The organism is Glutamicibacter sp. BS14 (assembly GCF_056934375.1).
Genome location: NZ_CM167801.1, coordinates 3,487,358 through 3,512,971, shown reverse-complemented (window position 1 = coordinate 3,512,971; position 25,614 = coordinate 3,487,358). Strand labels below are relative to the sequence as shown.

The 25,614-nt window shown below is 60.9% G+C and carries 21 protein-coding genes and 1 pseudogene; 11 read left to right on the top strand and 11 right to left on the bottom strand.

Annotated features, from left to right (window positions below; all coding sequences use genetic code 11):
* Positions 1–47 precede the first annotated feature (47 nt).
* The 4 genes and pseudogenes from AC1Z36_RS16585 to sufU form a co-directional block, all read left to right on the top strand.
* Positions 48–320: pseudogene (locus AC1Z36_RS16585) on the top strand (50S ribosomal protein L25); the annotation flags it as partial.
* Positions 321–362: 42 nt separating this feature from the next.
* Entirely contained in the window at positions 363–944 is a 582-nt protein-coding gene (gene pth, locus AC1Z36_RS16580) for an aminoacyl-tRNA hydrolase (protein ID WP_105657104.1), read from the top strand.
* A 257-nt stretch (positions 945–1,201) separates the two neighbouring features.
* Positions 1,202–2,494, top strand: coding sequence for a SufS family cysteine desulfurase (locus tag AC1Z36_RS16575; protein WP_105657292.1), 1,293 nt, complete (start codon positions 1,202–1,204; stop codon positions 2,492–2,494).
* Positions 2,495–2,947, top strand: coding sequence for a Fe-S cluster assembly sulfur transfer protein SufU (gene sufU, locus AC1Z36_RS16570; RefSeq protein ID WP_105657105.1), 453 nt, complete (start codon positions 2,495–2,497; stop codon positions 2,945–2,947).
* Between the two features lie 80 nt (positions 2,948–3,027).
* Here sufU and nhaA read toward each other — a convergent pair whose 3' ends face one another.
* Together nhaA and AC1Z36_RS16560 are read right to left on the bottom strand one after the other, a co-directional pair.
* Positions 3,028–4,377, bottom strand: coding sequence for a Na+/H+ antiporter NhaA (gene nhaA / locus AC1Z36_RS16565; protein ID WP_402735503.1), 1,350 nt, complete (start codon positions 4,375–4,377; stop codon positions 3,028–3,030).
* Positions 4,378–4,547: 170 nt separating this feature from the next.
* Positions 4,548–5,042: a DUF2505 domain-containing protein gene (locus tag AC1Z36_RS16560; protein ID WP_105657107.1), complete on the bottom strand. Its 495-nt coding sequence runs from the start codon at positions 5,040–5,042 to the stop codon at positions 4,548–4,550.
* A 240-nt stretch (positions 5,043–5,282) separates the two neighbouring features.
* Between AC1Z36_RS16560 and mfd the strand changes: the two genes are divergently transcribed.
* On the top strand, positions 5,283–8,897 hold the full coding sequence (gene mfd / locus AC1Z36_RS16555; protein ID WP_105657108.1) for a transcription-repair coupling factor: 3,615 nt from the start codon (positions 5,283–5,285) through the stop codon (positions 8,895–8,897).
* Between the two features lie 60 nt (positions 8,898–8,957).
* Here the strand turns inward: mfd and AC1Z36_RS16550 are convergent, their stop codons facing one another.
* The 5 genes from AC1Z36_RS16550 to AC1Z36_RS16530 form a co-directional block, all read right to left on the bottom strand.
* Entirely contained in the window at positions 8,958–9,452 is a 495-nt protein-coding gene (locus AC1Z36_RS16550) for a tetratricopeptide repeat protein (protein ID WP_105657109.1), read from the bottom strand.
* Between the two features lie 84 nt (positions 9,453–9,536).
* Entirely contained in the window at positions 9,537–9,794 is a 258-nt protein-coding gene (locus tag AC1Z36_RS16545; protein ID WP_105657110.1) for a hypothetical protein, read from the bottom strand.
* A 35-nt stretch (positions 9,795–9,829) separates the two neighbouring features.
* Positions 9,830–10,516, bottom strand: a complete 687-nt coding sequence (gene deoC / locus AC1Z36_RS16540) for a deoxyribose-phosphate aldolase (protein WP_402696468.1) — start codon at positions 10,514–10,516, stop codon at positions 9,830–9,832.
* A 59-nt stretch (positions 10,517–10,575) separates the two neighbouring features.
* Positions 10,576–12,306, bottom strand: a complete 1,731-nt coding sequence (locus AC1Z36_RS16535) for a phospho-sugar mutase (protein WP_426735265.1) — start codon at positions 12,304–12,306, stop codon at positions 10,576–10,578.
* 52 nt (positions 12,307–12,358) lie between these two features.
* The gene (locus AC1Z36_RS16530) at positions 12,359–13,159 is read right to left on the bottom strand and encodes a purine-nucleoside phosphorylase (protein ID WP_483561979.1); all 801 of its coding nucleotides are present in this window, start codon (positions 13,157–13,159) and stop codon (positions 12,359–12,361) included.
* A 126-nt stretch (positions 13,160–13,285) separates the two neighbouring features.
* Between AC1Z36_RS16530 and AC1Z36_RS16525 the strand changes: the two genes are divergently transcribed.
* From AC1Z36_RS16525 to AC1Z36_RS16510, 4 genes are all read left to right on the top strand, one after another.
* Positions 13,286–14,695, top strand: a complete 1,410-nt coding sequence (locus AC1Z36_RS16525) for an NAD(P)H-quinone dehydrogenase (RefSeq protein ID WP_181148819.1) — start codon at positions 13,286–13,288, stop codon at positions 14,693–14,695.
* Between the two features lie 335 nt (positions 14,696–15,030).
* Positions 15,031–16,419 carry an MFS transporter gene (locus AC1Z36_RS16520; RefSeq protein WP_483561475.1) on the top strand — a complete coding sequence of 463 codons (1,389 nt, stop codon included), beginning with the start codon at positions 15,031–15,033 and terminating at the stop codon, positions 16,417–16,419.
* Between the two features lie 183 nt (positions 16,420–16,602).
* The gene (locus AC1Z36_RS16515; RefSeq protein ID WP_483561474.1) at positions 16,603–17,343 is read left to right on the top strand and encodes an SDR family oxidoreductase; all 741 of its coding nucleotides are present in this window, start codon (positions 16,603–16,605) and stop codon (positions 17,341–17,343) included.
* Positions 17,344–17,445: 102 nt separating this feature from the next.
* On the top strand, positions 17,446–17,901 hold the full coding sequence (locus AC1Z36_RS16510) for a DUF6176 family protein (protein WP_483561473.1): 456 nt from the start codon (positions 17,446–17,448) through the stop codon (positions 17,899–17,901).
* 71 nt (positions 17,902–17,972) lie between these two features.
* Here the strand turns inward: AC1Z36_RS16510 and AC1Z36_RS16505 are convergent, their stop codons facing one another.
* Positions 17,973–19,754: an acetyl/propionyl/methylcrotonyl-CoA carboxylase subunit alpha gene (locus tag AC1Z36_RS16505; RefSeq protein WP_181148829.1), complete on the bottom strand. Its 1,782-nt coding sequence runs from the start codon at positions 19,752–19,754 to the stop codon at positions 17,973–17,975.
* A 303-nt stretch (positions 19,755–20,057) separates the two neighbouring features.
* Here AC1Z36_RS16505 and AC1Z36_RS16500 point away from each other — a divergent pair, with 303 nt between their 5' ends.
* Positions 20,058–20,480 (top strand): hypothetical protein, encoded by a 423-nt coding sequence (locus AC1Z36_RS16500; RefSeq protein ID WP_483561472.1) that lies wholly within the window; start codon positions 20,058–20,060, stop codon positions 20,478–20,480.
* 190 nt (positions 20,481–20,670) lie between these two features.
* Here AC1Z36_RS16500 and AC1Z36_RS16495 read toward each other — a convergent pair whose 3' ends face one another.
* Entirely contained in the window at positions 20,671–21,189 is a 519-nt protein-coding gene (locus AC1Z36_RS16495; RefSeq protein WP_332498375.1) for a CGNR zinc finger domain-containing protein, read from the bottom strand.
* Positions 21,190–21,214: 25 nt separating this feature from the next.
* Between AC1Z36_RS16495 and AC1Z36_RS16490 the strand changes: the two genes are divergently transcribed.
* Entirely contained in the window at positions 21,215–21,418 is a 204-nt protein-coding gene (locus AC1Z36_RS16490; protein ID WP_332487832.1) for a hypothetical protein, read from the top strand.
* A 54-nt stretch (positions 21,419–21,472) separates the two neighbouring features.
* Here the strand turns inward: AC1Z36_RS16490 and AC1Z36_RS16485 are convergent, their stop codons facing one another.
* Both AC1Z36_RS16485 and AC1Z36_RS16480 read right to left on the bottom strand, forming a co-directional pair.
* Positions 21,473–22,114 carry a Maf family protein gene (locus tag AC1Z36_RS16485; RefSeq protein ID WP_483561471.1) on the bottom strand — a complete coding sequence of 214 codons (642 nt, stop codon included), beginning with the start codon at positions 22,112–22,114 and terminating at the stop codon, positions 21,473–21,475.
* Complete coding sequence (locus AC1Z36_RS16480; protein ID WP_483561470.1) at positions 22,111–25,614, bottom strand: MMPL family transporter; 3,504 nt, start codon at positions 25,612–25,614, stop codon at positions 22,111–22,113. The genes AC1Z36_RS16485 and AC1Z36_RS16480 overlap by 4 nt, the downstream gene beginning before the upstream one ends.

Here is a 25,614-nt window from a genome sequence, read left to right as displayed (position 1 = left end):
CCACGCAAGGGCCTTAACGAAGCATTCATTTCCTAAGGAGAATTATCATGGCATCTGTCAACCTTGACGCCGTTGTACGTAGCGATTTCGGCAAGGGCGCTGCCCGCCAGGCTCGCCGCGATGGCCAGATCCCAGCAGTTGTCTACGGTGCAGGCTCCGAGCCACAGCACGTACTGCTTCCAGGCCGCGAAACCACCCTGGCCGTTCGCGACCGCGGTGTTGAGCTGGTTCTGAACATCGAAGGCAAGACCGTGAAGACCACCATCAAGGACATCCAGATCCACGCGCTGAACCGCACCGTTGATCACATGGACCTGATCATCGCTGCCTAATTACAGCGACCTAGGTTTTAGCTGAGCATCATGAGTGATGGAACTTGGCTCGTAGCCGGACTCGGGAACCCCGGGTCCGGCTACGCTGGCAATAGACACAATATCGGGCAGATGGTGCTCGATGAACTGGCTCATCGAGTCGGCTCGAAATTCAAGACCCACTCCTCGCGTTCCCAGGTTGTCGAAGGACGCATGGGGGTTGGCGGTCCACGCATCGTGCTGGCCAAGCCCATGGTTTTCATGAATCTTTCGGGCGGGCCGGTAGCTAACGCGGCGAAGTTCTTCGGCATCGATGCCGCCCGGCTGATTGTCGTGCACGACGAGATTGACATTCCCTTCGATACCATCAAGCTCAAGCGCGGTGGCGGTGAAGGCGGGCATAACGGCCTGCGGGATATCTCAAAGGCCATGGGCTCCAAGGACTACCTGCGCGTGCGCGCAGGCGTTGGGCGCCCTCCGGGCCGCATGGATACTGCCAAATGGGTTTTGCAGGACTTCTCCAAGACCGAAAAGGCCGATCTTCCGTTTCTGATCGACAATTGCGCTGACGCAGTGGAATTGCTGATGAACTCGGGATTGGAAGCTGCCCAGGCAAAATTCCATATCAGCTGACCGCTGATCCCTATGGGGCGCGGTGAAGCCAAGCGGGGACCGCTGGGGACTTGAACGGTCCGCAGCGGTCCTCGACTTCATTAAATTAGGAAAGCTATGGACCGAGGCGTTCCTTACTAAGGCCTAACTTAGATGTGCTTCGAGGCCCGGAGTGGAATAATTACCCAATGTACCCCTTGCCTAATAGGCCTGTGACGATTCTTTGCCACGGCCTGTCCGGCATCCATGACAATTATTCGGAGGACCACGTGCACACGATGACCGGTCAGCCAGAAGCCCTTGAGGCGTTGACAGCTGGAGAAGTTGAGCGCATCAAGGCCGACTTTGAAATTCTGGAGCACCAAGTCAACGGCGTTGACGTTGTGTACCTGGACTCCGGCGCCACCAGCCAGAAGCCGCGTTGCGTCTATGAAGCCGAGCAGCACTACTACGAGAACGCCAACGCAGCAGTACACCGCGGTGCGCATTCCTTGGCAGTTGAAGCTACCGAGATCTATGAGGAAGCACGCGAGAAGGTCGCCAAGTTCATCGGTGCACGCACCAACGAACTGGTGTGGACTGCCAATGCCACCGAAGCGCTGAACCTGATCAGCTACTCGATGTCCAATGCCTCCTTGGGACGCGGGGGAGAGGCCGCGGCCCGATTCCGCTTGGGCCCGGGCGATGAAATCCTCACCACCGAACTTGAACACCACGCGAACCTGATCCCGTGGCAGGAACTGGCTTTCCGCACCGGTGCTACGCTGCGCTATGTGCCCGTCACCGAAGATGGTGCACTGCGCTACGAATTGCTTGATGAGCTGGTTACCGAGAAAACCAAGCTCGTTGCCTTCACCCACGTTTCGAATGTGCTGGGTACCATCACCGATACCCAGAAGTTCGTTGACGCTGCCCGCAAGGTCGGGGCCCTGACCGTGCTGGACGGATGCCAGTCCGTGCCGCACCTGCCGGTCGACGTGAAAGCCCTGGACGTTGACTTCATGGCCTTCTCCGGCCACAAGATGCTCGGCCCAACCGGAATCGGCGCACTCTACGGCCGTGAAGAACTGCTCAACGCAATGCCACCGTTCCTCACGGGTGGATCGATGATCACCGTGGTGGACATGGAGCACGCAGAATACATGCCATCGCCGCAGCGTTTCGAGGCCGGAACCCAGCGCATCGCCCAGACCCACGGCTTGGCTACCGCAGTCAGCTACCTGGATGAAATCGGCATGGGCCGTATCGCGGCCTGGGAAGAGCACCTCGGAGCAATGCTCTATGAGGGCATCTCGAAAATCGAAGGCGTGCGCGTCTTCGGTCCGGCCGACGCGCAGCGTATCGGTACTGTCCCGTTTGAAGTGATCGGGGTGCACCCGCATGATGTCGGCCAATACCTCGACTCGCGCGGCATTGCGGTACGCGTGGGCCACCACTGTGCGCAGCCGCTGCACCGCGCCCTGGGCGTGAATTCCACGACCCGCGCCAGCACCTATCTGTACAACACGGAAGAAGACATCAAGGCCCTGCTTGAGGCCTTGAGCTCCGTGCGCGAATACTTTGGAGTTTAAATGAACGAATTGGATCAGCTATACCAACAGGTCATCTTGGACCACTCGAAGCGCCGCATCGGTTCGCCGCTGGTTGAGACCACCGAAGGATTGCTGCACGGCGAGTCCCACCAGCACAACCCGATCTGCGGCGACCAGATCCGTGTCCGCGTAGAGCTTGATGACCAGGAGCATTTCACGTCGATGAGCTGGGAAGGCGATGGGTGCTCCATCTCCATGGCCTCTGCCTCGGTGCTGGCCGAGATGCTGCCTGAGCTGACCAAGGAAGAATTTCTTGGGAAGAGGGACTATTTCCGCGAGATGATGCGCTCCAAGGGAAACTTCCAGCCGGATGAAGAGGTGCTGGAAGACGCCGCTGCCTTCGTCGGCGTCTCGAAGTTCCCCGCACGCGTCAAGTGCGCAATGCTCGCTTGGGTAGCCGCTGAGGTCGCCATGCACGAGGCCCGCAAATAGTAGCAAAACCAAATAGCTCGGGCGCCGGCTTCCACATGTGGAAGCCGGCGCCCGAGCTATTTCTTCAGGATTCCAGAAGGCTACTTTCCTTCGTCGTCCTGCTGGTACACATCAGGGATGCCATCCTTATCGGCATCGCGGGTCTCGCGCGCGTGGATGACCTTGTATCGGCGGTTACGGGGAATCAGCCACAGGGCACCGAGGATCGCGGCAACGAATGAACCAGCCAGGATTGCTACCTTGGCATGCTCATAGTGCGCCGACTCCAACCCGAAGGACAATTCGGAGACCAGCAGGGATACGGTGAAACCGATACCTGCCAGCAACGTGACACCCAGCAGGTCGCCCCAGCGGGCATCCTTGTCCAGCGAGGCCTTGGTGAACCGGGTCAGCACCCAGGTCGAGCCCATAATGCCGATCGGCTTGCCGAGCACCAGACCCAGCACGATGCCCCAGAACACCGGATCGGTGAGCAGGCCGCCGCTGCCATTGTCAGGGGAAATCACGGTCACGCCGGCGGCGAAGAAGGCGAAGATGGGAATGCATATGCCGGAGGACAGCGGGCGGAAACGGTGCTCGAATCGTTCAGCCAGGCCGATGCCGTCACGGCCATCGGTGCGCTTGACCGGGACACAGAAGCCCAAGACCACACCGGCGATGGTGGCGTGGATGCCGGAGCCGAAGACGAAGATCCAGGTAATGACACCCAGCGGCAGCAGGATTGCCCACGCGGCCCACGCACGCTTGGCGAAGAACTTGCCAAGGAAACGGGCAAGGACCGTGAAGAGAATGATGGGGATCAGCGACAGGCCCAGGTAGGACAGCTTCAGGTCATCGGTGAATACGACGGCGATAATGACAATAGCGATCAGGTCATCGACTACAGCCAGAGTCAGCAGGAAGATGCGCAGCGCTGCGGGAAGCGCCGAACCAATCACCGCGAGCACAGCCACGGCGAACGCAATGTCTGTTGCGGTTGGAATGGCCCAGCCACGCAACAACTCACCGCCACCGGACATGGAAGCGATAGCGACAAAGATCAATGCCGGCACCAGCACGCCGCCAAAAGCGGCCGCTACCGGTACGGCTGCCGTTTTCGCATTGCGCAGATCGCCAATGACGAATTCTTTTTTCAGCTCCAAGCCGGTCAGGAAGAAGAACACCGCCAGCAGAGCATCGGCAGCCCAGTGGCCGATGGACAGATTCAGATCCACACCGAAAAGGGTAGGTCCGAAGTGGAAGTCACGCAGTGCGAAGTAGGACTCGCGCAGCGGGGTGTTAGCCCAGATCAATGCCAGCAAAGCGCCGGCGATGAGTACCATGCCGCCGACGGTTTCCTTGCGCAGGATGTCGCCGATACGGATAGATTCTTTATAGCTGGGGCGCGAAAACAGGTTCTTGCTGGAACCCGAAGACGGAGTTTGGGTCATGCTTTTAACTCGCTTACTTCGTTAAATGAATATTTCTCGCCGACCAGACTTCCCGGCACACCTGTCACCAACCCTAGCGCGAACAGTGCTTCAGAGCACAAATCCCCGGACGCTTTGCGAGAAATCGCACGTCCGGGGACTGAATGTGAAACGTAACTATTCGGAGTGGCTTATTTCGAAAGCCAGGCATTGACCTGAGCAGCCTGCAAATTCAGTGCCTTGCCCAGGTAAGGCTCCGCAGCCGAAGCCAACTTGCCGCCGATGAATGGAATCGACGAGGAAACCTTGGCGTCGATGGAGAATTCGGAAGTTTCGCCCTGGGCCTTGAGCTGTTCGGTGCCGCTGACGGTCACCGGAACACCGGCAACGGAGATCTTTACCGTAGCCGAGCGGTTGCCGGCAGCATCTGGTGCTGTCCACTGGTCTACCTGGGTGATCTCGATGGTCGCGCCAACGAACTTGCGGGCGATATCCGGAACGCGATCGGTGGGGACCGAACGAACGGTGGTCACGGTGAAGGCGCCTGCGGTATCGCCGTTCACGGAGAAATCGGTCAAGGAACCGTTGGCGACCTTGGTCAGGTGCTCGGCAAAGCCACGATCGCTAAGCGTAGCGATGACCTGGTCTGCAGGGTGGGCGATCTGAGTGCTTGCGTTCAATGCCATGAAAGCTAATCCCAATCTGGAAATCTAAGTGGCCGGGCAACGAAATCGCAGGCCCGGCAACGGACAGTATTAACACTATCTGCAAAGCCGCATTGGGTAGGCTAGGACTGCACCCAAAACAGCATATTGACGTTTCCGGCCGTGGAAAAACATTTACGGTCGGCGTTCGTGGTGTCGTTTCGACGTAATACAGTATGAATGCACCCGGCCAAGCGTCTGCATGAGAGGACCCGAACCCCCATGAGCCTAAGCGGACTTCATGATTTCCTGCGCGAGGAACCTTCCTTCAGGCGTATTGGGCAACGCGCAGCTCATGACTACCCGACGCGCAGCGAAGAGCTGGAAATCGCGGCCCCGCAGGGCATGCGACCGATCCTCTCGGCGCATATCAGCCAGGCGCTGCGTGAAAGCAAGCATTCGGGGGTGACGCTCATCGTCACCGCGACCGGCCGTGAAGCCGAAGAAGTCTCCAGCTCACTGGGTGCCTACCTCCCGGCAGGCCAGATCGCCGAGTTCCCTTCTTGGGAAACCTTGCCCCATGAGCGCTTGTCGCCGCGAAGCGATACCGTGGGACGCCGCCTGGAAGTGCTGCGCCGGCTGCACGACCGGGATGAGAGCCTAAACATCATCATTGCTCCAATTCGTGCCGTGCTGCAGCCGTTGGTCGCCGGCCTTGGCGAATTGCGCCCGGTCATCCTGGAACTGGATGCCGAGCCGGGCTTCGATAAAGTCATCAAGGACTTGGCTGCTGCGGCTTATGCCCGAGTGGACATGGTGACGCACCGCGGCGAGTTTGCGGTGCGTGGTGGCATCATCGATGTTTTCCCGCCGACATTGGACCATCCGGTCCGCATTGATTTCTTCGGGGACCAGATCGACTCGATGCGATTCTTCGCCATCGCAGATCAGCGGTCCACTGATGATCCCGGTCCCACCCGGATCATTGCCACGCCCTGCCGTGAAATGCTCATCACCCCGCAGGTGATGAGCCGGGCAGCGAATCTGAAGAACCATTTCCCGGCGGCCCAGGAAATGCTCACCAAGATTGCCGGCGGCATCGCTGTTGAAGGCATGGAATCCTTGGCTCCGCTGCTGGTGGACAAGATGGTTCCGCTGCTGTCCTTGTTGCCGGAATCGTCCATTGCGCTGGTGATGGAGCCAGAGCGCGTGCGCGCCCGCGCGCATGACCTGAACGCCACCAATGCCGAATTCCTGGCTGCCGCGTGGGCTTCGGCTTCGGATGGAGCCAGCGCTCCGTTGGATCTGACCACCGCGGATTCCGAGCGAAAGCTGGCTACCGGTGATTTTGCCTCGCTGGCAGAAACCGTAGAACACGCACAAGCCGCCAAGGTTTCCTGGTGGGCTATTACCTCCCTGGGCGCCGATGACGAGCTGGATTTGGGCGCGGCCACCATCCGTGTCCCGGCCCGTGAACCGCACGGCTACCAGGGCGACATCGAGGCGATGATGGAATTCATCGCCGGACGCGTCAAGGACCAATGGCGTTTCGTCGTGGCTACCGAGGGTCCCGGCCCGGCAGCCCGCCTCTCGGAGCTTTTCGCCGAGTTCAAGATCCCGGCACACAGGGTGGATGACCTGTCCGCGGAACCCACCGCTGGACTGATCGAGATCACCCAGGCCACCGCCGGCCGCGGGTTTGTCTTCGAGGAACTGAAGCTGGGACTGCTCACCGAAGCAGACTTGCTGGGCCGCTCCAGCGCGTACCCGAACCGCAAGGGCCGCAAGCTGACGGTCAAGCGCAAGCGCAATGCCGTTGATCCGCTGAGCCTGCAGGCCGGGGACTACATCGTCCACGAACAGCACGGCATCGGCAAGTTCGTCGAGCTGGTGGCCCGCAAGGTCAATGGCTCGGGCAAGGATGCCAAGCGCGAGTACCTGGTGGCGGAGTACGCCTCTTCCAAGCGCGGAGCCCCGGGGGACCGTCTGTTCGTCCCGATGGACCAGCTGCATATGGTCACCCGGTATGTCGGCGGCGAAGCGCCGACCTTGTCCAAAATGGGCGGTTCGGACTGGGCCAGCACCAAGTCCAAGGCGCGCAAGGCCGTCAAGGAAATTGCTGGCGACCTGATTAAGCTCTACTCGGCACGCATGGCCAGCCGTGGCCACGCCTTCGCATCAGACACCCCGTGGCAGAACGAGCTGGAGGAAGCCTTCGCGTTCATCGAGACTCCGGATCAGCTCACCGCCATCAACGAGGTGAAATCCGATATGGAGAAGGAAATCCCGATGGACCGGTTGATTTCCGGTGACGTGGGCTTTGGCAAAACCGAAATCGCGGTTCGCGCCGCCTTCAAGGCCGTCCAGGACTCCAAGCAGGTTGCCGTGCTGGTTCCTACCACCCTGCTGGCTTCCCAGCACCACCAGACCTTCACCGAACGCTATTCGGGCTTCCCAGTCCGCGTGAAGACCCTCTCGCGTTTCCAGAGCGCCAAGGAATCGAAGGAAATCCTGGCCGGCCTCAAGGACGGCAGCGTGGACATTGTCATCGGCACCCACCGCCTGCTCTCCAAGAACGTGGAGTTCAAGAACCTGGGCCTGGTCATCATTGACGAGGAACAGCGCTTCGGAGTGGAGCACAAGGAAGAGCTCAAGAAGATGCGCACCAACGTGGATGTGCTGGCGATGAGCGCCACCCCGATCCCGCGTACCTTGGAGATGTCGCTGACCGGCATCCGCGAAACCTCCACCTTGGCGACCCCGCCCGAAGAACGCCATCCGGTGCTGACCTACGTGGGTCCACGCAGCGACAAGCAGATTTCCGCGGCCATCAAGCGTGAGCTGATGCGCGATGGCCAGGTGTTCTTCGTGCACAACCGGGTCAGCTCCATTGAGCGGGTAGCTGCCGAATTGCGCGAGCTGGCCCCCGAAGCGCGCGTGGAGGTAGCGCACGGCAAGATGAGCGAATCCCGGCTGGAGCGGATCATCCAGGACTTCTGGGAGAAGAAATTCGACGTGCTGGTCTCCACCACCATCATCGAAACCGGCCTGGATATTTCCAATGCGAACACGCTGATTGTGGACCGCGCGAACAACTACGGCCTGTCCCAGCTGCACCAGCTGCGCGGGCGCGTTGGGCGCGGCCGTGAGCGTGCCTACGCCTACTTCCTGTGGGATGTAGAGAAACCGCTGGGGGAGGTCGCCCTGGAGCGCCTGAAAGCCGTTGCCGCGCACAACGAGCTTGGCTCCGGCTACCAGCTGGCCATGAAGGACCTGGAACTGCGTGGAGCCGGTAATCTGCTGGGTGGCGAGCAGTCCGGGCATATCGCCGGTGTGGGCTTCGACTTGTACCTGCGCCTGGTAGGCGAGGCCGTGGCCGATTACAAGGGCGAAGGCGAGGAAGAAGCCGCCGAGATGAAGATTGACCTGCCGGTCAATGCCCACCTGCCACACGACTATGTACCTGGTGAACGACTGCGTTTGGAAGCCTATCGCAACATTGCCCAGGCCGAGACCGACGAGGCGCTGGGTGAAGTCCGCGATGAGCTGGTGGATCGCTATGGCAAGCTTCCAACTCCGGTGGAGAACCTCATGCGCGTGGCGGCCCTGCGTATTCGCGCGCGTGCTGCGGGGCTGCATGATATCCAGCAGGTCGGCAACCACATCAAGCTGGCTCCGGCCAGAATTGAAGACCTGCCAGCTTCGCGCCAGGTGCGCTTGGAACGCCTGTACCCGGGGGCTGCGAACAAGCCGGCGCTGAATTCGATCTTCATCCCGAAGCCCAAGACCTCGCCCATTGGCGGACGGGACTTGGCCGACGGGGAGATCCTGGAGTGGGCGGAGAAGCTGCTCTACGCTATTTTCGAGCCAACACCCGCACCGGCAGCAAAGGACTGATTCGGTTGAACTCGCGGGCCAGTAGCATGCCTTTTCCGGCAGGCTGCTGGCCGGCGTTTGCTACCGCTGGCCCGAGGCAGCAGGCGAGGCCAGTTCTCCGGCGTAGCCCTTGATCGCCCGGGCGTAGAGCGAGGCATGGCGCGCTAATGCGCTGACCGCCAGCTGGACCGCTTCGGTGGATTGCCCGGCATCGTGCAGGGCCAGAACCAGGAAGGCCTGGGCGTCGGTAAAGATCGGTGAATCGGCAGTGATCTGCTGCAACAGTTCGATGGACTGGGTGTGCTGCCCGAGATTGCGCAGCGTGCTGGCTAGCTGGAGCAGCGCTTCATCGTGCCTTGGCGCTTCCAGCCCAGCTTCCAGTGCCGCCCGGTAGGGGCCGACCGCTTGTTCTTCTTCCCCTAGGTAGTCGTGCAGGGACGCGACCTCGAAGAGCACCCGCGGATCCTGCGGATCCTTGCCCTGCACCAGGAGTGCCAGTTCGGTGCGCAACTGTTCAGAGCGTTTGCCATTGGCTGAGTTCCAGAATTCTTCGATGCGCTGATCCCATGATTCCATGGGGCCAGTCTAAGCGAGGCAAGGCAGCTTAAACGCAAGAGAGGGAAACCCGGACACGGGTTTCCCTCTCTTGAAAAGTTCTAATTAATTCTGGTGGGCGTTAGCTGCCGCAACCAGATCCTCAGCCTTTTCCGCGCGACCCATCAGGTGCATCGGGATAGCGAAAGCCAGGAACATCAGAGCGAAGCTGACCAGGGTCGGCCACCAAGCAACCTCAAGGGTCCAGTAGCCCAAGGTGTAGACGCCAGCCGAGAACATCACGAAGAAGATCACGAGGTTGACGATATTGCCGACAAGGCGGCCTTCACCGGAATGGGCAGTGTTCTTGCCGTTCGAGTACACTTTTTCTCCTTGGGAAAACGGATTGGTGCGATTTCCTAGTAGCTGGAACCGCTTTGCTCTCCCTCTAGGATAGCAACTCCTGAGCTAGAACCTAGCCGGGTCGCACCGGCCGCAATCATGGCGCGCGCGGTTTCAACACTGCGAACGCCGCCCGAGGCCTTGACACCCATTTCCGGGCCGACGGTCTTGCGCATCAGCTCGACGTCTTCGACGGTCGCGCCGCCGGTGGAGAAACCGGTGGAAGTCTTGACGAAATCAGCGCCAGCGGCCTTTGCGGCCTCGCAGGCCAGGACCTTGGCTTCCTCGGTGAGCAAGCAGGTTTCGATGATGACCTTCAAGATGGCTCCACCTTCATGCGCGGCCTGCGCAATGGCGAAGATCTCGTTGACCAAGGCATCCCGATCGCCACGCAGGGCGGCGGCAACGTCGATCACCATGTCGATTTCGTTGGCACCGTCTGCAACTGCGTGCTTGGTTTCGAATACCTTGGTATCGGTGGCCGAGGCACCCAGCGGGAAACCGATGACCGAACAGGTCAGTACGTCCGAGCCTTCCAGCTCGCGCGAAACGGTGGAAACCCACAACGGGTTGACGCAGACCGACTTGAAGCCGTACTTCTTGGCTTCCTCGCAGATCTGCACAACTTGTTCGCGGGAAGCATTCTGAGCCAACAGGGTGTGATCGATGTAGCTTGCGATCTCGCGGGCGCTTAGTTCAGTCATCATTTCCTCTAACAATAAAGATTTCAATCATTTCAAATGAAGGTCTCGAAGGGGTAAGCCTAGTTGGCATTCAGGTAAGCTGCCAATTCATCCTTGATTGCCAAGACCTGCGCGGTAGCGCGTTTGCGGGCTTCAGGGACCTCGGCCAGATCATCGACCGGCTCAATAGTTTCCAAGTAGCACTTGAGTTTCGGTTCCGTTCCCGAGGGCCGAACGATCACGCGTGCACCGGAAAATGTATGCAAGACCATGGCGTTGGTCGCAGGGAGCTTCTCGGTGCCCATCGACAGGTCGGTCACCTCGGAAACCTCGGAGCCGCCCAGCGAGGCCGGCGCGTTCTTGCGGATCTTTTCCATGAGCACCGGGATCTGCGCCAAGTCGGTGAAGCGCAGGGAGAGCTGGTCGGTGACGTGCACGCCGTGCTTGGCGGCCAGTTCATCCAGGCGGTCCGGGATGGAGCTGCCAGAGGCCTTCAACTGCGCAGCCAGATCGGCCAGGACGATCCCGGCAGAAATCCCGTCTTTGTCGCGCACCAGTTCCGGGGCTACGCAATAGCCCAGGGCTTCTTCGTAGCCGTAGCCCAGGTCCTCAACGCGTGAGATCCACTTGAATCCGGTCAAGGTTTCTTCGTGCTCGCGTCCGGCGTCCTTGGCGATGGCTGCCAGCATGCGCGAAGACACGATGGAATTGGCCAATTTCTTGCCCTCTGGCAAGGTCTTGGAGACCTGGTCTCCGAGCAGCCAACCTACCTCGTCGCCGCGCAGCATCCGCCAGCTGCCGCCGTCGAGGATGGCAGCCGCGCAACGGTCGGCATCGGGGTCATTGGCAATGACCAGATCAGCGCCGACCGTGCGGGCCAGTTCCAGCGACAGGTCGATGGCCCCTGGCTCCTCGGGGTTAGGGAACTTCACGGTAGGGAAAAGCGGATCGGGGTGTTCCTGCTCAACGACCATGTGCACGTCGTCGAAACCAGCGTTCAGCAGGGCTTGGCGCATGGTGTGGCCACCCACGCCGTGCATTGCCGAAACCACAATTCGCAGATTCTTGCGTACCAGGCCCTGCGGCTGGTTAGCTTCGATGATCGGGTGGATGGAAGCGAGATAGGCTGCCTCGATATCGCCTTCTTCGCCTGGGGCCGGGAGCACTTCCCAACCGGACTGTGCCAGCGGGATCTGCGCCACTGGCTGGTCATGGTCAATCAAGGAAGCGATCTGCGCATCGATCGGGGAGACGATCTGGGCCCCGCGGCCCGACGCATCGGTGATCCTGCCGCCAACGTATACCTTGTAGCCGTTGTCCCGTGGGGGGTTGTGGCTGGCCGTGACCATGACACCGGCTTCCGCGCTGAATTCACGAACGGCCCAAGCCAGCACCGGGGTCGGCAAGGCCGAGGGCATCAGCAGCACCTCAAAACCGGCAGCGGCGAAGACGGCGGCTGAATCCTTGGCGAAGGCATCCGAGTTGAAACGGGCATCGAATCCGATGACGACCTTCGGGACATATCCGCCGTTGGCCTTTTCGCCCAGGAAACGGGCGATGCCCGCAGCGGTGCGCAGGACCACCACACGGTTCATGCGCATCGGGCCGGCGCCCAATTCGGCACGCAGGCCTGCGGTGCCGAATTCCAGGACGCCGCTGAAGCGGTCGGCGATGTCCTCGAAGGCCAGCGCGTCGCCGTCGGTGACGCGCTGGATCAGTAATTGCAGTTCTTCCTGCGTTTGCGGATCGGGATCCTGGGCTGCCCATTGGCCCGCCGCATCAAGCAACTGGATTTTCTGCGTGTGATTCACTGATTTCCCTTCGAAGGACACTGACTGCTTCTTTGCGCCGATAATGCGAGGCTTAGAGCTTCGCGATGATCTGTGCCAGCAACTTGGAGATGCGCGGACCGGCGGCCTGGCCGGCCTCGATGACTTCCTCGTGGCTCAGCGGCACCGGGCTGATGCCGGCGGCCAGGTTGGTCACCAGGGAAATACCGAAGATCTCCATGCCTGCATGGCGGGCGGCTATTGCTTCCAATGCGGTGGACATGCCGACCAAATCAGCACCGATCACCTTGGCGTACTGGACTTCGGCCGGGGTTTCGTAGTGCGGTCCGGTGAACTGCGCGTACACGCCCTGATCCAGGGTCGGATCAACTGCGAGGGCAATCTCGCGCAGGCGCGAGGAGTACAGGTCGGTCAGGTCAACGAAGGTCGCGCCCTCCAAAGGGGAGGCGGCAGTCAAGTTGATGTGGTCCGAGATCATTACCGGGGTGCCTGGGGTCCAGTTCGGATCCAGGCCGCCGCAACCGTTGGTGAGCACCAGCTGCTCGCAGCCGGCAGCTGCCGCGGTGCGGATGGGGTGGACGACAGCGCGCACGCCGCGCCCCTCGTAGTAATGGGTGCGGGCACCCAGAACCAGGACCCGCTTTCCAGTGGACGTCAGGATCGAGGAGATGCTGCCCTTGTGCCCGGGTACGGCCGGGGCATGGAAGCCTGGAATGGAGGCGGCATCCAGGGTGTGGGTGGTTTCGCCGATGAGTTCGGCGGCCTGGCCCCAACCGGAGCCCAGGACCACCGCGATGTCGTGTTTTTCGACGCCGGTCTGTTCGGCGATTGCCTGGGCAGCTTGTGCCGCCAGGACCTGTGGGTCATTTTGCATATCAGTCACGGGAAATACGCTACCGGTAGCGGGGCGCTTTGTCAGGTGAAACTAGTGCTTCAGATTCAAAATCACGTTCCGGGATCGTGCTTCGATGTGCGCAATCACCGTGCATGGTGAACAATAGTGAATGTGAGCGCAGATCGTAGGAATGAAGCAACCCGTTTAGTTATTCTCGGCGGAGGACCTGGCGGCTACGAAGCTGCCATGGGTGCAGCCCAGCTGGGCGCCAATGTCACCGTCGTGGAGCGTGCAGGCATGGGCGGTTCAGCGGTGCTGACCGACGTCGTGCCCTCCAAGACCCTGATCGCTACGGCGGACGCAGTGCGCCGGGTGAAGCACGCAGAGACCTTTGGAGTCCACGTTGACGGCCTCGACTCGGCCGTCACCGACTTCTCGGTGGTGAACCACCGCCTGCTGGATCTTGCCAAGGAGCAGTCCTCGGATATCCGCACCACCCTCGAACGCGCTGGCGTGCGCATCGTGATCGGCGAGGGCCGCTTGCTGGACGACCACACGGTTGCCGTATCGCACCCGGATGGTTCCGAGCAGGAAATCGAAGCGGACGCCATGCTGATTGCCGTGGGAGCCCACCCGCGCGAACTGCCTACCGCCAAGCCTGATGGCGAGCGAATCTTCAACTGGACCCAGATCTACAACATGAACGAGGTGCCTGAACACCTGATCGTTGTAGGCTCCGGCGTTACCGGTGCAGAATTCGCTTCGGCGTACAACTTGCTCGGTGCCAAGGTCACGCTGGTTTCCTCGCGCGACCGCGTGCTGCCCGGCGAGGATGCAGACGCAGCTGGCGTGCTGGAAGATGCTTTCAAGGACAACGGCGTTAACGTTGTTTCCCAGGCTCGCGCCGAGGGCGTGGAGCGCCAGGGCGACAGGGTGCTGGTCACCTTGGCGGACGGTCGCGTGCTCGAAGGCAGCCACTGCCTGGTTGCAGTGGGCGGCATCCCCAATACCGCCAACATGGGTCTGGAAGAAGCCGGTGTGCAGCTGACCGACTCGGGCCACATCAAGGTCGATGGCGTTTCGCGCACTACCGCAACCAACATCTACGCTACCGGCGACTGCACGGGCGTCTTCGCCCTGGCTTCGGTAGCAGCCATGCAGGGCCGCATTGCCGTGGCCCACCTGCTCGGCGACTCGGTAAAGCCATTGAACCTGGATCTAGTGGCATCCAACGTCTTCACCTCCCCGGAAATCGCTACCGTGGGTGTGACCCAGCGTGCGGTTGCCGAGGGCAAGTACCAGGCCAACATCATCAAGGTTGACCTGAACACCAACGCTCGCGCCAAGATGATGAACGTGGACCAGGGCTTCGTGAAGATCGTTTCCCGCAAGGGCTCGGGCACTGTTATCGGCGGTGTTGTGGTTGCTCCGCGTGCCAGTGAATTGATCTTCTCGCTGGCACTGGCGGTCCAGAACAGCCTTCATGTTGATGACGTGGCTGAAACCTTCACCGTTTACCCGTCGTTGTCCGGTTCGCTGGCCGAAGCGGCACGTCGCCTGCACCGTCATCGGTAGGTTCTGAAGAACTTTTCCAGGGCGGCATTTCCCTTGCATTCAGGGAGATGCCGTCCTTTTGCCATTAATGCCGTAATACAAGCTCTTGTGACGCCATTCACTTTGCCGACCGACTCTGATATAAGTGTAAAAACCGTTTTCTCAGGTCATGTCTCAATATGTGGAAGCGCATATTCCTGCTAGTAGGCCCATGAATTGCCGTTTGCTGTTCATTTTCATTTCATCTGGTGTCCAAATGCTGGACATCAATATCCGAATACTGGTCACCGAGGTTTACGATTATGGCAACGTAAATGAACATCTGACTCGTACTTTCACTCTAAGGAGCAGCCTCCATGTCGCAGGCTAACCAAGCAGTGGCGCCGAAGGAAAACACCCGCGGTCGCGTGCTGTTTGCCAGCATGATTGGCACCACTGTCGAATTCTTCGACTTCTACGCCTACGCCACCGCGTCGGTTCTCGTTTTCCCGGCGTTGTTCTTCCCTAACGCCTCCACCATCAACGCGATCCTTTCATCGTTCGCGATCTTCGGCGTGGCTTTCGTGGCTCGTCCACTGGGTTCGATCATCTTCGGCCACTACGGCGACAAGCTCGGCCGCAAGGGCACCCTGGTGGCGTCACTGCTGCTGATGGGCATTGCCACCTTCCTGATCGGCTTCCTGCCGCCGGCCGCGGGCAACTGGACCGTTTTGGCTCCGACCGCACTGGTGCTGCTGCGCTTCGCACAGGGCCTGGCGCTGGGCGGCGAATGGTCCGGCGCTGCGCTGCTGGCCACCGAGAATGCGCCGAAGAACAAGCGCGCCATCTACGGCACGTTCCCCCAGCTGGGCGCACCCATCGGCTTCATCATCGCGAACCTGATGTTCGTGGCCCTGCAGACCTTCTGCACTGCAGAGCAGTTCATGGCATGGGGCTGGCGCGTTCCGTTCTACTTCTCGGCAGTCATGGTGATCATCGGCCTGTGGGTACGCCTGAAGCTGGTTGAATCCGCGTCCTTCAAGAAGGTCCTGGACCAGAAGAAGGTAGTGAAGTCGCCGTTTGCGGTGACCATGAAGAAGCACTGGCGCCCAACCCTGGCCGGTACCTTCATCATGCTAGCAACCTATGTGCTGTTCTACCTGATGACCTCCTTCACCCTGACCTACGGCACCCAGCCAGCTACCGTCGAGCAGGCGATTGCTGCAGCTGAAGCCAAGGGCAAAACCTTTGACGCCGCAGGCTTCGTTCCGGGCTTGGGCATTGAACGCCCGACCTTCTTGACCATGCTGATCATCGGTGTCGTCTTCTTCGGTATCTTCACCGTGGTTTCCGGCCCGTTGGCTGAGAAGTTCGGCCGCCGCAAGTTCCTGATCTGGGTTACCGCGGGCATCTTCGTCTTCGGACTGTCGTGGACCCTGTTCTTCGGTCCAGGCCAGGGCGCTGCCATGGCCGGGCTGATCATCGGGTTCACCCTGATGGGTCTGACTTTCGGCCCAATGGCTGCGTATCTGCCTGAGTTGTTCCCGTCCAATGTCCGCTACACCGGCTCGGCTGTTGCCTACAACATGTCCTCGGTGATCGGTGCGGCTCCTGCTTCCTTCGTGGCTGTAGCCCTGTGGAAGGCCGGTGCGGGCAACACCACCGGCGTTGGCCTGTACTTGGCACTTGGCGCGGTACTGACCTTGGTCGCGCTGTTCATGACGCGCGATACCTCTGACATGGACATGGAAGAGTGGGTCGAGTAGTTCGACAGTCTTGCCGAGGGAACGGCTCGGCGAATCATCAAGCCATGATGATTCGCCGGGCCGTTTCCCGTTTCCGTGCAGCCTGGATGAATACGAGCTGAAAAGGGCCATCAACCCCTGACAACTTGATGCGCGGCATGGAAGCATGGGACGCGGAATATCCAATACCGAAGGGGAATGCTCATGCGTATTGCAGTTGCGGGAGGCACCGGCTCTATCGGCACGCTGGTGGTCGAAAAACTCAAGAGTGCTGGCCACGAACCAGTGGTGCTCGCACGGTCCGTGGGATGCGACCTGGTGAACCGCAACGCGGTAAAGCAGTGGCTGGTTGACTGCCAATCGGTCATCGATGTTTCCGGAGTTTCCACCACCAGCTCTGCTGCATCCATGCGGTATTTCACCCACTCGACGGCCAACCTCGTCAGTGTGGGGCGCGAGTCCGGGGTGCAGAACCACGTGGTGCTCTCGATCATCGGAGCGGCCGAAGTGGATTCCAGCTATTACGCGGGCAAAGCCGTGCAAGAGCGGATGCTGCACATGCTTCCCGGTGGCTATACGCTGCTGCGCTCGACCCAGTTCCACGAATTCATTGGCCAGAATATCAAGCGTCTGGGCGCGGGTCCGGTGCAGATGGCGCCGAAAATGCGGATGCAGCCCATCGCGGGCATCGAAGTGGCTGCAGCACTAGTGGATCTTGCCGAGGGGTCGGCGCAGGGCGTGGTGCAAGACCTTGCTGGGCCGCAAGAAGAATACGCTCCCGACCTGTTTGCCAAGTACCTGCAGGCCCAAGGCAGGTCTCCAAAGATGGTTGAAGTGCCTGTTCCTGGCCCCATGGGCAAGGCCATGCGTGATGGGGGACTGCTGCCAGGCGGTTCCGCCCGGTTGGGCCACGAAACCTTCGATGCCTGGCTAGCGCGGCAGTAGCCCAAACCAGCCTCCTTATTCAGTATCCATTGGCTGGCGTGCGGGAACTTCCAGCATCCGAATAGCCGTGACAAAACAAGTGGATTCTGGAAGCATCACGTCATGGACGAAAAAGAACCGCATGTTCCCTACAATCCCACGCCTCGGGACTTTCCCGGCTTTGCGATGCCAGCTTCAGTGCCGCAAGGCATGCGTCTGGAGCTGAGCCGTTCAAGGATCAAGGATGGGCAGGATGAGAACTTTGGCGCCTGGATGGACATGCTCAATGCGCGCTACGAGGAATGCGAAGCATCCTTATCGGCACAACGGGCAGCGCTGGAAGCAACATTCAGGCATGTGGAAGCCGATGGTTCAATATGGATCTACCACCTGAGCCTGGTAGGCGAGAACGGCGGCGGGCTCGATACGCAGCAGGATATCGATGCGGCGCACGAAGCAGCTAGCCGCCAGGCGAAAATGCCTGGCTGGGAAGAACTTGAACCGAAGTTCCTGCTCATGCCCGATCACCTGAAGGCATCCATGGCGCACTGGGCAGAACATGGACAGGTGCCAGAGTAGAAGATTCCAGTTGCAGAACGACGCAGGGCCTGGACATATCTGTCCAGGCCCTGCGTCGATACCAACGAGTGCTACTTGGCTTCTTCGATCGAAGCGATGACCGCGCCCGAGGACAGGGTCTCGCCCGGGGCAACTTCCAAGCCGCTGACCACGCCATCACGGTGCGCAGTAATTGGCTGCTCCATCTTCATCGCTTCCAGCACGACAATCAGATCGCCCTGGGCCACGGCCTCGCCATTCTCAACGGCAACCTTCACGATGGTGCCCTGCATTGGCGAACGCAGTTCTGCGCTGTTCGCGCCAGCGGAGCTGGCTGCCTTGCGGCCCGGCTTGCGCTTCTTCTTGCCTGCGGCCTTCTCGGCACCGTTGGAGGATACCGATCCCAGCGACGAAGGAAGGGTGACTTCCAGGCGCTTGCCGCCAACTTCAACGGTCACGCTGGTGCGCTCGTCTTCGGCTGCGTCCTCGCCGTCCATTGGCATCGGGTGGGGCTCGATGGCGTTATCGAATTCGGTTTCGATCCAGCGGGTGTGGACCTTGAACGGCCCCTGGGCCGGAACGAACGATGGGTCGCTCATCACTGCACGGTGGAATGGCAGCACGGTAGCCATGCCCTCGATCTGGAATTCTTCCAGCGCACGGCGGGCACGAGCCGCAGCCACTTCACGGGTGCTGCCGGTGACGATCAGCTTGGAGATCATCGAGTCGAAGTTCCCTGAAACGCTTTCGCCCTGCTCGATGCCCGAGTCAACGCGAACGCCGGGCCCCGATGGCAGGTTCATCTTGGAGATGGTGCCTGGGGTCGGCATGAAGTTGCGGCCGGCATCTTCGCCGTTGATGCGGAACTCGAAGGAGTGGCCGCGGATCTCCGGGTCGGTGTAGCCCAGTTCTTCGCCGCGGGCGATGCGGAACTGCTCGCGCACCAAGTCCAGGCCGGTGACTTCCTCGGAGACCGGGTGCTCAACCTGCAGGCGGGTATTGACCTCGAGGAAGGAAATGACGCCATCCTGGCCTACCAGGAATTCGCAGGTGCCTGCGCCGTTGTACTTCGCTTCGCGCAAGATGGCCTTGGAAGCTTCGTACAGCCGGGTGGTCTGCTCTTCGCTCAAGAACGGGGCCGGCGCTTCTTCAACCAGCTTCTGGTTGCGGCGCTGCAGCGAGCAGTCGCGGGTGGAAACGACAACCACGTTGCCGTGGATATCGGCCAAGCACTGGGTCTCCACGTGGCGCGGTGCATCCAGGAAACGTTCGATGAAGCATTCGCCGCGGCCGAAAGCGGCTACAGCTTCACGCACTGCCGAGTCGTACATCTCGCCGATTTCTTCGCGGTTGCGGACCACCTTGATGCCGCGTCCGCCGCCACCGTAGGCAGCCTTGATGGCCAGTGGAAGTCCGTGCTCGTCGGCGAAGGCGTATACCTCGTCGGCCGAGGCCACCGGATCCTTGGTGCCGGGAACCAGCGGAGCGCCCACCTTTTCAGCAATGTGGCGGGCCTTGACCTTGTCGCCGAGCTGGTCGATGGACTCTGGCGAAGGGCCAATCCAGGTCAAGCCCGCGTCAATAACAGCCTGGGCGAACTCGGCGTTCTCCGAGAGGAAGCCATAGCCCGGGTGGATCGCGTCGGCGCCGGAGCGTTCAGCTGCGTCCAGGATCTTCTCAATGCGAAGGTACGATTCAGCGGCGGTGGTACCGCCCAGCGCGTAGGCTTCATCAGCCAGACGCACATGCAGAGCATCGCGATCCGAGTCGGCATAGACCGCAACGGACTCGATTCCTTCATCGCGTGCGGCACGGATAATACGCACTGCAATCTCGCCGCGGTTGGCGATAAGCACCTTCGTCAATGGATTCATCATGAACCTTGTCTTTTAAAAATAGGGTTTCTCAGCTACGAGCCTATCGTTTTTGTGGGAACTATATGTAGTTATCGCCTAGAACGAGGGTGTTAGGGCGAATTTTTTGGAGGAATCCTACAAAGGAGCTTCGTACTGGCTCTTCGCGGAACCTGCCCCGCGAGGCTTGCAGACCCTGTCGCCCGCGAGGCCTGGAAAGGGGCGCGGCTCTCCGCTGGTGCGCTGGCAGCGCTGGCATCTGCCCTAGTCTTCGCGCACCCGGCGAACTAGGCTATCGCCAAGATGGAAAACAAGGAGGCAGTCGTGGGAAATCAAGGCAAGGCGCTCTGTGCGCTGCTGGCTGCTGGAACGCTCGCCTTGGCCGGTTGCTCCAGTGGGAGCGGCATCCCGGCGCTTGACCGCGATCCGGCTGGAACCGACCAGTGGCCGGGGGATAGGAGCCAGTTGGAGAACCTTGGCATGCAATCCGTGCGTTTTCTGGTCACGCACGGCAACGCCGACTACTTCGCCACCGCATCGGCAGATGAGCAAACGGCTTGCCTGTTCAAATTCGCCCAAGGAGAGGCCTCGGCAGCTGGCGGATGCGGCGGGGCCGGGGACGCGGATGCCATCGTCGAAGTGAGCGCCCCTGGAACGAGGATGATGCTGGTCCGGGCCGGAGCCGACTTCTCGGACTTGGAAGAGGCGGGCTGGACCAGGATCCACGAGAACATTCTGGTGTTCTAGCTGGCCGGCAGCCCGGATCGCGCTGTGGAATGGTGTCCTGCCAAAGATTGGCGCCCACCGGCCAACCAGTGCCGCGCCAAACCCCCGTCCATCGCTGGATCCAGCAACCCAAGCGCGGCCAAGCCAACCCGGCCTTCCTCCGTGCGCCGCCACGCCATGGCTCCGGTCTGGAAGGAATCAGCCCCGGCGGCTACGCCTGCCGTTCGCGGTGCCGCCTGACGGCCGCGCGATTGGCGCAACGCACCGAGCAGAAACGCTGGCGCCCGTTGCGTGTCACATCCACGACCACATGTCCGCACGGTGCGGCCTCGCAGCGCCGCAGCCGGTGCATGCCCCTGGTGGTCAGGTGCAATGCCGTGCCCACGCAGAAGACCGAGCGCAGCACCTGGGGCATGCTCTGGCCGTCATCGCGATAGTGCAGGTGCCAACCCTCCCCATCGTGGTCCACCAGGCGCGGATAGGCCGACGCACGAGCCGCCTGCAAATTCAGCAGCAGCGCCCGCTCGGGATCGGACGGCGCGTCAACGATGTCCAGCCAGTCATCCACCACCGCGCGCGTTTGCGCATAGTCAGAGGCGAGCTGCGGAAAGGGCATGGTCATGCCGCTCTGACGGGTGCGTTGTTCGATGCCGTCGCGGTCCGATGGCCAGTCATTGGCCAGCGACGCAGCGAGGAGCACTGCATATTCTCCGTAAGGGTTGAGTTGCATAAGAGCATTACATCATGCTGGAGCCATGACTATTGCACAGCACAGCCAAGCCGTTGATTCCCGGCAGGAAACCGTTGTCCATGAGCACTGCTGGGAGATCGGATCCAGCCATCGGACTTCCGCCGGGATTGTTGAATACTTCCATTGCCGCCGCTGCCGGCGCCACATCATGCTCCAGCGCGGGTTCGGGCACGAGCAGATGCTGCTGAGCAGGGAACTGCAGGCATGAAAAAGGTGCCTTCCGCTGTGGGGCGGAAGACACCATTTGCCGGCCGGAACCGGATTATTTCCAGAGATCCACGATGCTGATCCCGGCTTGGGCCAGCAGGCTGCGCAGCACGAAGACATCCAATCCGACGACGTTCTGGAAGTTGCCTTCGATGGACTCGATGAAGGCTGCAGCCAGCCCGTCAATGGTGAATGCCCCGGCGCAGGGCAGCGGTTCCCCGCTGGCGACGTAGGCCTCGATCTCGGCATCATCCACGGTGGAGAAATGCACCACGGTGGAAGATACCTGGCCGCGAGCCTGTTCCGGATTGGCGGGATCAATCAGCCAATGGCCCGAGTGCAGGATTCCGGTAGAACCGCTCAGCTGCAGCCATCGTTCGCGGGCTACCTCTTTGGTGTGCGGCTTGCCGTAGGCCACGCCATCAAGTTCGAAGACCGAATCGCAGCCCAGCACCACGGTGCCTGCCGGATGATCTGCCTGGGCCACGTTCTCGGCCTTGGCACGAGCCAGCAGCAATGCGGTCTGCGCTGGACTCTGCTCGCCGTTGCGGGCCACGGCAGCTGCCAGCACCGCATCTTCATCCACCTCGGAAACCTGGGTGGCGAATTTGATGCCCGCATCGGCCAGGACCTTCTTGCGTCCCCACGAAGCCGAAGCCAGCAGCAACCGGGGTCCTGTCTTCATCTGTTCGCTCATACGGCGGCGTTCTCCTTGGCCTGGTCCTGGCTGGAATTATCAGCGGAAGTGCTTTCCCCGGAATCCAGCATATCGTTGAGTTTCGATCCTTCGACATCAACATCCGGCAGGATCTTGTCCAGCCATTTAGGCAGGTACCAGGCCTTGTCGCCCAGCAGGTGCATCACTGCCGGAATGAAGGTCATGCGGATGATGAACGCATCGAAGAGCACACCGAAAGCCAGCGCGAAACCGAGCGGGCGGATCATTGCCAGGTGCGAGAACACGAAGCCGGCGAAGACCGAGATCATGATCAGCGCAGCGGCGGTGACGACCGGTGCTGCCATCGAGAAGCCGGAACGGACCGCGTCCTTGGCCGGCTCGCCGTGAGCGTAGCGTTCACGCATCGCCGAGACCAGGAAGACCTGGTAGTCCATGGCCAGCCCGAACAGGATGCCGGTGAGCAGGATCGGCAGGAAGCTGAGCAGCGGACCGGGAACGTTGACATCGAAGAGGCCGGAGAACCAGCCGAACTGGTAAACCATGACGCTGGCGCCGAAGGCCGCGGCCAGCGAGAGCAGGAAGCCACCGGTGGCCAGCAATGGAACCACGACCGAACGGAAGACCAGCAGCAGCAGGATCAGCGACAGGCCAACCACGATGCTCAGGTACGGTACCAGGGCGGCGGTGACCTTTTCGGAGACGTCAATCTGCGCGGCAACCTGGCCGGTCACGGCAATGTCAGCACCCGTGGCCTCGGAGAACTCCGAGTAGTCCGCACGCAGCTGGTGCACCAGCGCTTCGGTGGCTTCCGAGGAAGGGCCATCGGTAGGGATCACCTGAATGGCTGCCAAGGTACGGTCTTCGGTCATGGTGACTGGAATTGCGGCCACCACGCCGTTGTATTCGCGCAGTTTCTCGGCCACATCGAGGCTAGTTTCCTCAGCTTCGCGCTCGCTGAGCCCTGCAGGCAGATCAGCTAAGACCAGCAGCGGGCCGTTGTAGCCGGAACCGAACTTGTCGCTGGTTTGCTCGTAGGCCTGGAAGGCCTGCGAATCGGCAGGTTCTGCACTGCCATCAGGCAAAGCGGTTCGCATCTGCGTGGCCGGCAGGGCGATGGCACCCAGGACGACTATCACCAGCAGGGTCACCGGAGCAGCGATCTTGGTGACCATGCGCACCCAGCGAATGGAGAATGATTCCTTGATCTGGGGATTCTCGGCATCCGCAGCTGCCTTCTTGCGGGCCCGCTTGGAAACCAGTTTGGTGCCGGCCAGGGACAGCAGTGCTGGCAGCAAAGTGATGTTCAGCAGCACCGAGCAGAACACGGTGAACGCTGCCGACAGGCCCAAGACGGTCAGGAACGGAAGTCCTGGAACAGCCAGTGCGGCCAGTGCGATGATCACGGTCAGACCAGCGAAGACTACAGCGTTGCCGCTGGTTCCGACGGCGCGTGCAATCGACTCTCCGACCTCCATGCCGGACAGCAGCTGCGAACGGTGGCGGTGGATGATGAACAGCGCATAGTCGATGCCCACCGCAAGGCCCAGCATGAGAGCCAGGGCAGGGGTAATCGAGGCCATGTCAATCAGCGAGGAGAACGCCATCGTAGTGCCCACGCCAGCGCCCACACCGAGGATCGCCAGCAACAGCGGCAGGCCGGCGGCGACCAAGGTGCCGAGCATGGCAATCAGGACAATGGCAGCGATGACCACACCAATGATTTCCGAGGCTCCGAAGACCTGGGACATGTCCTGCATGATCTCCTTGGAGAACAGCACCTCCACGCCGTTGGCCTGTGGACCTGCGGCGATAGCCTTGATCTGCTCGCGGTCATCGGGAGTCAAAGCGTCGGTCTGGACCTTGAAGGTCACCTGCGAAACTGCAGTACTGCCGTCTTCGGAAACGAAACGCATATCGGAGCTTGCGCCCACCTGGCGCGAAGCGAATTCCAGTTCAGCGCGGCCGGATTCCAGATCCTTCAGGCCTTGATCTATGTCCTTCTCGCCCTGCTCAAGCTCGGCGGTCTTTTCCTTGATAGTTTTTTCGCCGTCTTCAAGCTGGTTCTTGGCTTCTGCCAGCTCGGCCTTGCCTGCAAGGAACTGGGCCTTCTTGGCATCGAATTCACGTTGCCCGGCCTCCAGCTTGGCCCTGCCGGCATCGAGCTCGGCCTGGCCTTCGCTCAGCTTCACCTTGTTGCTGGCGATCTCAGTTTTCGCTGCATCCAGCTGCGCCTTGGCGTCGTCCAGCTGGGTTTTGGCGGCGCTAAGCTGGCTGCGGTTCGCCTCCAGTTCCTGATGGCCGGCCTTGGCCTGGGCCTGTCCAGCGTCGAGTTCCTTGCGGGCGGCGTCAAGCTGCTTCAAGCCGGCTTCGGCCTTGGCGATCTGCCCCAGTGCGGCGGTGGCCTGCTGCTTACCGGCGGTCGCTTGGGCGATGCCGGATTCAGCCGAGGTTTTGCCGGCTTCGGCTTCGGCGAGACCACCCTGCAAGGCGTTCAACGCAGCGGTGTATTCGGAGATTTCCTTTTCATTGCCGGCTTCTTCAGCGGCATCAAGCTGCTGTTGCACGCCTGCAATCTGGATCTTCAGATCATCGATAGCGGCTTCAGCCTCGGCCAGTCCGGCCTGTGCGGCGGCCAGGCCATCTTCAGCTGACTTCAGACCCGTGGTGGCTTCTTCCTTGCCGGCCGACAGGGTTGCGTCGAATTCTTCGCGGGAAGAGTCGCCCAGCAGCTGTTCCATGCCAGCCTGGTACTCCTTCTCGCCCGCGGCGAGCTTGGCGTCAGCGGCATCGAGCTTCTGCTCGCCAGCGTCGAACTTTGCGCGGCCAGCGTTGTATTCGGCCGTTCCGTCCTTGTATTGGGCTAATCCGGCGTTGTACTTCGTTTCGCCGGCTTCCAGCTGGGCACGACCCGAAGTCAGCTCGCGCTGGCCGGCTTCCAGCTGCGCGCGGCTATCGGCGAGCTGCTTTTCAGCGGCGGCAATTTGCGGCTCGGCAGCCTGGATTTCCTTCTGGCCGTCAAAGTACTGTGCCCAGCCATCGGTGAGTTCCTCGCGGCCTTCCTTGAGCTGCACCTTGCCATCGGCAATCTGCACCTTGGCATCGTCAAGCTTTTCCTGGCCGTCAACGAGTTCCTGCTGCGCTTTCTCCAGCTCTGGCTGCGCCTTATCGAGCTGTTCCTGCAGTTCGAAGGGGCTCATGGCTTCGACTACCTGGGACTGCATGGCCAGCTGTTCCAGGGACTCGGCGACGGCCTGCTTCTGGGTTTCGTTCAGCGGCCGGTTCGAGCTTTCACGGAACACAATCGAGCCAGAGCCGCCGGCGAGATCCGGGAGCTCTTCCTTCATTCGGTCGAGGGTGCGCTGGGTTTCAGTTCCGGGCAGGGTGAAGGTATTCGATAGCTGGCCCATGAACAAGCTGGCGCACAGGCCGATGAAGATGAAGGCCGCCAGCCACATTGAAATGACGCGGTAGCGGTGCAGGTGTGCCCATCGAGCGAGGCGGTAGAGGAGGGAAGCCAT